Annotated in this window: 5 protein-coding genes and 1 pseudogene; 3 read left to right on the forward strand and 3 right to left on the reverse strand. The window is 67.4% G+C overall.

The window, feature by feature from the left end; genetic code table 11:
* The first annotated feature begins 14 nt into the window (after window positions 1-14).
* On the forward strand, window positions 15-416 hold the full coding sequence (locus ABT345_RS27610; RefSeq protein WP_345087047.1) for a hypothetical protein: 402 nt from the start codon (window positions 15-17) through the stop codon (window positions 414-416).
* Entirely contained in the window at window positions 413-1,102 is a 690-nt protein-coding gene (locus ABT345_RS27615) for a hypothetical protein (protein WP_345087045.1), read from the forward strand. Before ABT345_RS27610 ends, ABT345_RS27615 begins: the two co-directional genes overlap by 4 nt.
* Window positions 1,103-2,093: 991 nt before the next feature.
* Here the strand turns inward: ABT345_RS27615 and ABT345_RS27620 are convergent.
* The 3 genes and pseudogenes from ABT345_RS27620 to ABT345_RS27630 all read right to left on the reverse strand — a co-directional run bounded on the left by ABT345_RS27620 (window position 2,094) and on the right by ABT345_RS27630 (window position 4,866).
* Window positions 2,094-3,686 carry an MDR family MFS transporter gene (locus ABT345_RS27620; protein WP_345087043.1) on the reverse strand — a complete coding sequence of 531 codons (1,593 nt, stop codon included), beginning with the start codon at window positions 3,684-3,686 and terminating at the stop codon, window positions 2,094-2,096.
* Window positions 3,683-3,829, reverse strand: a complete 147-nt coding sequence (locus ABT345_RS27625; RefSeq protein WP_345087041.1) for a hypothetical protein — start codon at window positions 3,827-3,829, stop codon at window positions 3,683-3,685. Before ABT345_RS27625 ends, ABT345_RS27620 begins: the two co-directional genes overlap by 4 nt.
* A 177-nt stretch (window positions 3,830-4,006) precedes the next feature.
* Window positions 4,007-4,866: pseudogene (locus ABT345_RS27630) on the reverse strand (phosphotransferase family protein).
* A 520-nt stretch (window positions 4,867-5,386) separates the two neighbouring features.
* Here ABT345_RS27630 and ABT345_RS27635 point away from each other — a divergent pair.
* A complete protein-coding gene (locus ABT345_RS27635) occupies window positions 5,387-5,962 on the forward strand; it encodes a transcriptional regulator (protein ID WP_345087037.1) in 576 nt (191 codons plus the stop codon).
* Window positions 5,963-6,440 lie beyond the last annotated feature (478 nt).

Genomic DNA, 6,440 nt, shown 5'->3' on the forward strand with positions numbered 1-6,440 from the left:
ACCACTCACACATCATGGTTGCTGCCGCCCTGGTACTGGCCGCCCTGCTCGCCCTCACACTGCTCACACGGCGCTCTGCATCCGCCGGACGCCGACCGGCCCGGGTCTGGGCCCTGTCCGCCATCGTGTTCCTCATCCTCACGTTCGGCTTCGCCGTGCGCGGGGCCACGGCGATGTTCGCCTGGGACATCGAGGAAACCTGTCGACTGCAGTACGGACAGGACTGGTCCCCTCAGTCGTCGCACGAGTCGGTGATCCCGATGTCCCGAACCTGCAACGCCCACTACGACCTCGTGCCCTCCTACGTCAATCCCGCCATCGCCGCGTGTGCGGCCGGCGCAGTGGCCAGCGCCGTCGTCGCCACCAGCACAGCGGTCCGCGACCGTCGCCGACGAAGAGATTCGGAGCAACATTGAAGACCACGGATCATTTCTCCCGCCGCAGGCTTCTGGGCCTCGGTGCCGCCACGGCTGCCGGCGGCGTGCTGCTGGCCTCCGGTCTCACCACGCCGGCCCAGGCCGCTGCAGCGGCGAAGCCGCAACGCAGCCGAAGATGGAACAAGTCAATCACCCAAAACGGCTGGCCCGTCCTTGAAAAGGCCGCCCTGCACCACATCGAGGGCAGCAACCTGACCGTGCGCCTGGCGGACGGCGACGCCGCCACCATCCTCCTCTACGTCGCTCAGCGCTACCTGTATGAGGTGGACGCTGAAGTGCCGGGCAATGAGATCACTGGCCACACCACTGAGCGCACCGTGACTACGGCGTTTGAGTCCAATTCCCTGTCCGGGACTGCCTTGACCATCCGCCCACTGCACTACCCGGTCGGTGCCAAAGACGGCTTCTTCCCGCAACAACAGCTCGTCATCCGCGACATCCTCGCAGACCTCGAGGGCGTGGTGCGCTGGGGCAGCGACCTGAAGCCCGTGAAGGAGTCCCACTTCCAGCTCGATGTCCCGCCCGGCGATACCCGGATGAAGAAGGTTGCCGCCAAGCTGACGAGATGGGACCACATGGCTGGCCAGGGCGCGGGCAGTATCGATGCGTTCACTCCGCAGCGACGCCAAGCCGCGCGAAAGCTGGAAGCGCAGCAGCAGGCCTGAACGGCTGCGGCAGCTCACAGGCTGAAGCCGGAAACAGCGCCGCAGGACTGTCTGGGCCGGGTGCGTATGCACACGCCGAGTGGCTACCGCATGAGAGATGAGGAAGTGGACGGCTACCTCATCAGTCTTTTCTGCTCTGTGGGCGGGACCGAGAGACCGTCCTCCGGGCCCGCCCACATGGCGTGCCTCAACACTTCTTGGATCTGCTGCCGGGTTGGCAAGCGCCCCTCTAGCCGCGTGCGCCGGTGATGTGGCCAGGGAGCCGACGTGTACCGCACCCCGGCCCCCGGCCCCGCGAGCCTGATGGGCTCGCGCGGACTCAAGAGTCTTGGGGCGCCCGCCGCCGCGTGCTGGGGTGGCCGACTGCGATGGCAGGTTCTGTCCGTTCGTCAGCCGGCGACTGGTCTGACTGAACGGCCCTGCCCCTGGCCTGCGGGTGCGCTTGCGGCGGGTGGCGCGGCCCACTGAATTTGTCGGCCCGGGGAAGGGACGTATTTGTGATTCGGCGGCGTGAAGGCGCGGAGCCTTTGCCATGCATGGCGGATGTGAACGCGGGTGCTCGGCCTGACACGGCAGACGGCCAGGAACGTATCCAGTTGGGCCGCCGCCGCGGGCAGCCTGCGGCGGTTGATGATGTTGTAGAGGGTGGTGCGGGGAACGGGCGTCAACCCCGCCGCCGGGCGGGTGAAGGCCGCGGGGGAGGGGGCGCCGGCTCTTTCGTAAGCGTCGGCGAGCACGTCGGCGAGCGCACCACGGCCGTCGATGAGGCTGGCAGAGGGCGGATAGATACGGCGGTTCCGAGCGGCGGTGCGGCCACGATTCCGCAGCAGGTGTGCCTCGTGGCGGGCATGATCGGGAGCACGCCGCGTGACCGCCGACGACACCCCCTCCGCAACGCGCCCGTACACCTCGCACAACTCGTCGACGCGGCGCCCCGGAACTGACCTCGCCGTCCCGCGCACGGTGCCGCCCCAGCTCCGCCGCGCTCCGATCAGTCCGCCGACAGCCTGGTGTCCGGTACCCGCCAGGCGGCGATGACGAACGCGATGAGGGCGACGGCGGCGCCCGTGAGGAAGACGACCTGCATGGCGCTGACGTAGCCGTCGAGGAAGGGACGGGCCATCTGGGGGTCGAGCGCCCGGAGGAAGGCGGAGTCCTCCAGGCGCACGCTGCCGTCGGCGCGGAGCACGCCGTCGAGTACGTGGGCGTGGTGCGGTTCCGCGGCGAGCCGGCGGAAGGCCGGGTCGGCCCGGGCCGTGACAAGGCGTTCGGAGATCCGGGAGCCCGCCAGGGAGAAGAGAATGGAGAGGAACGCAGCGGCGCCGACCGCACCGCCGTTGGAGCGGAAGAAGTTGACCGAGGCCGTCGCCGCACCCATGTCGCCGCGGGGCACCTCCGACTGGGCGAGCGTGGTGATGGTCTGCATCGCGGCGCCGAGGCCGGCTCCCATCAAGAGCATGCCGAGAGAGACGTACCACAGGGGGCTGTCCGACCGGAGCGTCGCGAACACCACCATGGCGAGCGCCAGTGACCCGATGCCCGCCACCAAGACCCCCTTGAACTTTCCCGTCCGGGCCATCAGCCGCCCGACCAGCAGCGTCACCGTGACGTTCGCGACCACGGTGGGCAGCGTGGCCAGGCCCGCCTCCACCGGGGTCATGCCCCGCACCAGCTGGAGGTGGAGCGGAAGCGTCGTCATGGCGCCGAACATGGCGATGCCGACGACGAAGTGCAAAACGGTCCCCAGCCGGAATGCCCGGATGGAGAACAGCCGCAGCGGCAGCAGAGCGGCGTCGCCCATCCGGCGCTCCAGCACCACGAAGAGGACCAGGCCGGTCAGCCCGAGGGCGTACGCAGCCAGGGCACGGCCGGAGCCCCAGCCCCATGTCCGGCCCTGCTCGGCGACGACGAGCAGCGGGACGATGCCGAGGGCCAGCGCCGCCGCACCGCCGTAGTCCAGCCGGTGCCGCACGGGCCTGTGCGGCACATGCAGGACGCGCAGGACCACCACGACGGCCAGTGCCGCCAGCGGCACATTGAGCAGGAAGATCCAGCGCCAGCCGGCGACCCCCAGCAGGATGTCCTGACCCGCGAGCATCCCGCCGACGAGCGGCCCGGCGATGCTCGCACCGGCGAAGACCGCCGTGATGTACCCCTGATACCGGCCGCGTTCCCGGGGCGAGGTCAGGTCGGCGATGACGGTCATGGCGAGCGACATCAGCCCGCCGCCGCCGAGTCCCTGGACAGCGCGGAAGGCCGCGAGTTCGTAGATCGACGTGGCGAACCCGCACAACAGCGACCCCGCGGCGAACATCACGATCGCGCACACGTACACCGGCCTGCGGCCGTAGACGTCGGAGAGCTTCCCGTACAGCGGGGTCGCGATGGTGGCGGTGACGAGGTACGCAGTCGTCACCCACGCCTGCGCGGTCAGCCCGTGCAGGTCGTCGGCGATGGTGCGCAACGCGGAGGAGACCACGGTCTGGTCGAGGGCCGCGAGGAACATGCCGAGCATGAGTCCCCACAAGACGGTGACGATCTGCCGGTGCTCCAGCCGCGCGGGAGCGGTGTCGGCGGCGGTCATATCGCCGCCGCCGCTCGCGCCTCGACGTCGGGTACACCGGCGGCGGCCGAGTGCCGGGTGTCCACGAAACGGGTGCCCGGGCCGACGGCCGGGATCAGGGCCTGGATGATGATGGTGGGGGTGCGGGGCGGGGAGGCGGACATGGGGACCTTCTTCGGGTAAGAGAGCTGAGGGGACGGGCCGGTACCCCTAAAGGGTGTCCCGTGATCCCTGACGTCGTGTGCCCGCCAGGTAATACGGGACACCCCTTGGGTCCTGGACGTACCGGCGAGGTGTCAAACGGGCTGAAGTGCTCGGTGCGGCGGATGCGCCGGTATCCCTCAGTGGCAGTCGGCCAGGCCGCCCGCGTGCTCTTCCTCGCCGCCGTCGCGGACTGCGTAGAGGGCTTGTTCCAGGGCGAAGACACCGCGGATCACGACGATGCAGGTGAGGAGTCCGTGGTGTGACCAGCCGCCCAGGGCGAGCACCCGCTCCAGAAGCTTAGGGCCGTAGCCGGCGTCGATGCTGCGAGGTCCTCGGCCGGGCCGCCGAGTGTGACATCGTCCCAGTCGAGTACGCCGGAGAGGCGCGGCAGACCGTGCGTCCACTCCCACAGGACATCTTCGACACCGAGGTCGCCATGCACCACTGCCCGCGTGAGGTGGGAAGGCCGTCGAATACGATGAGTTCCCGCCCGGCCCGTAGACGTCCACTGCCGGACACGAGCGGGAACAACTCCGCGCGCACGTTCTCCGCGAACCGCCGCCACTGGCCTTCCGGTGCCAGGGGAGACCCGCTCGTACCGCCTCGTCGGTGCCGGCACGGGCCAGAGCGGACAGCAGCGTGGCCTACTGCGCCGCCACGGTGTCGACCACGTGGGCATCGTGGAGGGCATCGGTCTCCAGCGGTTCCCCGGGAATGCGGCCGAGTACAGGAACGGCGCCTCGTCGGTGCCGTGGGCGCCGCCCCGGAGCAGCGGTTCAAGTGTGCGGAAGCCGAGGCCGAGGCCGGCGAGTGTGTGGAGTGCGGCCGCCCGCCGGGGTAACCGGTCGGCAGCTGCCCGGGTGCGAGGCAGGCACACGACGCGGTCCGAGCCCATGACCACGAAGTGGAATTGCCCCTGACGTCCTGCCAGTTCGTCCGGTGCGTCGTCGGGCAGCAGACGGCTCAGCAGAGCGCGATGCGTCGTACGGATGCTCACGAGTGTCCTCTGGGCCCTTCGATGGGCCGGATTCCCAGCGGTCCGAACGCGTCGACGGCGAAGCCCCGGCCCGGGAAGCACCCCCGGACGTGCTCGATGCAGTCGAGGCCGGCTGGGCGGGTGGTGGCCGTCTGGATTCGGCCACCACACCTCCCACGATCGGAACGGATGCCACCGCCCATTCAACCGCTCCCGCCACCCACCCGGCGCACCGGTGCGGTCACCGCACCAGCGCGCGCAGGTCGCGCTGTCCTGGTGTGGGGAGTTGCTGATCCGGTGCTGCCGTGTCGTTTTCTGCCGTGTGTACCGCACGCACTCTGCCGTTCGCTACCGCCCGTACGGTCACGTCGCTCTTGTTCGCCGGTGCGGTCGTTTACCAATGCGATCGTTTATCAAGGTTGAATTTTAAAAAGAGTTATTGGTTGGAGGGTTGTGGGTGCTGTTTTTTGGATTGCTGTTTGCTCTCTGTTCGTTGGCGTAGTATGTAGGGAGCGGTATCGAGTGTTGGATGGGGTGTCAGGTGCCGGATAGGAACATTGAGTTCGGTAAGTTTGGTGCCCGGGGGGTTAAGGGTTATGAGGCGGTTGCGCGGCAGTTGGACAGGCTAGCTGGTTTTGTTGCTACGCCTGTTACGGTGCGTCGTGGTTTGATGGCGCGTCTGCATTATTTGACTCGTTCTGATCATGCTCGTGCTGCTGCGCGGGAGGCTGGGTTGACGGTGACGGATCGTACGTTGAAGGCGTGGCTGGAGGGTAAGCGTGCTCCCAGCCGGCGTAACCTCGCTCGGATCGAGGAGGCTTACCGGGCGGTGCGTCGGAAGAACGTTGCTCGGTATCTGCTCGGTCGCCTCAACCGTGGCGGGCGTGGGACGCGGGTGGAGTTTCATCCGCTCAATCAGTCGCAGGTCAGCCGTCCTCATCAACGTGTGGTGGCATACCGGACGTTGAATGTGCGTCACTGGGATGCTGTGATCCGGGCGTGGGCGGACAATGATGACGATGCGCTTGATCATGCCTGGTTCGACGGCATCACCATCGAGCTGGGTAGCGACTACGGTGCGTATGAGTATGTGACCAACATCGGGTTCGCTGCGTGAGGCCCTGATATTTTTGACGGGTCGTCCGGAAGTTATCTGACGGTAGTAAGCTCTCAGTTTTCGATACCGAACATACGCGAGAAGTTGCGCGGTGAAATGGCGTCTACCTGCAATGGATTCTTGAGCTAAAACATTATTAAGTCAGCAACATTTCCTACTGCTTGATGGGTCGTCGAACGAACCGTTAGGCTCCACAAAGCGCGCCCTCACCCGTAGCTGGCCGAGGAATTCGCGGAGCGAATTCCTCTCTGTGCCCGAATCGCGGAGCGAATTCGGGCACCAGCCAACGGAGTTGGCTGAGCATTCCGGCGGAGCCGGAATGCAGGAAATGCGGAGCATTTCTTTTCCGCCGCGTAGCGGCGGCGCGTCGTGTCTGCGGAGCAGACCGCGCGCCGGCGACTACGTCGAATCGCTCGGCCTGTTCGGCCTGCACTCCGGCTGGCCGGTCTACCTCGCCTGCTTCGTCGTCTTCCTCGGC

The sequence above is a fragment of the Streptomyces sp. NPDC000404 genome (assembly GCF_040300365.1).
In the GTDB taxonomy this organism is placed as follows: Bacteria; Actinomycetota; Actinomycetes; order Streptomycetales; family Streptomycetaceae; genus Streptomyces; species Streptomyces ramulosus.

Coding starts and splice junctions, on each gene's coding strand:
- ABT345_RS27610 (WP_345087047.1), top strand. CDS start 15: ATGGTTGCTGCCGCCCTGGTACTGGCCGCCCTGCTCGCCCTCACACTG.
- ABT345_RS27620 (WP_345087043.1), bottom strand. CDS start 3,686: ATGACCGCCGCCGACACCGCTCCCGCGCGGCTGGAGCACCGGCAGATC.
- ABT345_RS27625 (WP_345087041.1), bottom strand. CDS start 3,829: ATGTCCGCCTCCCCGCCCCGCACCCCCACCATCATCATCCAGGCCCTG.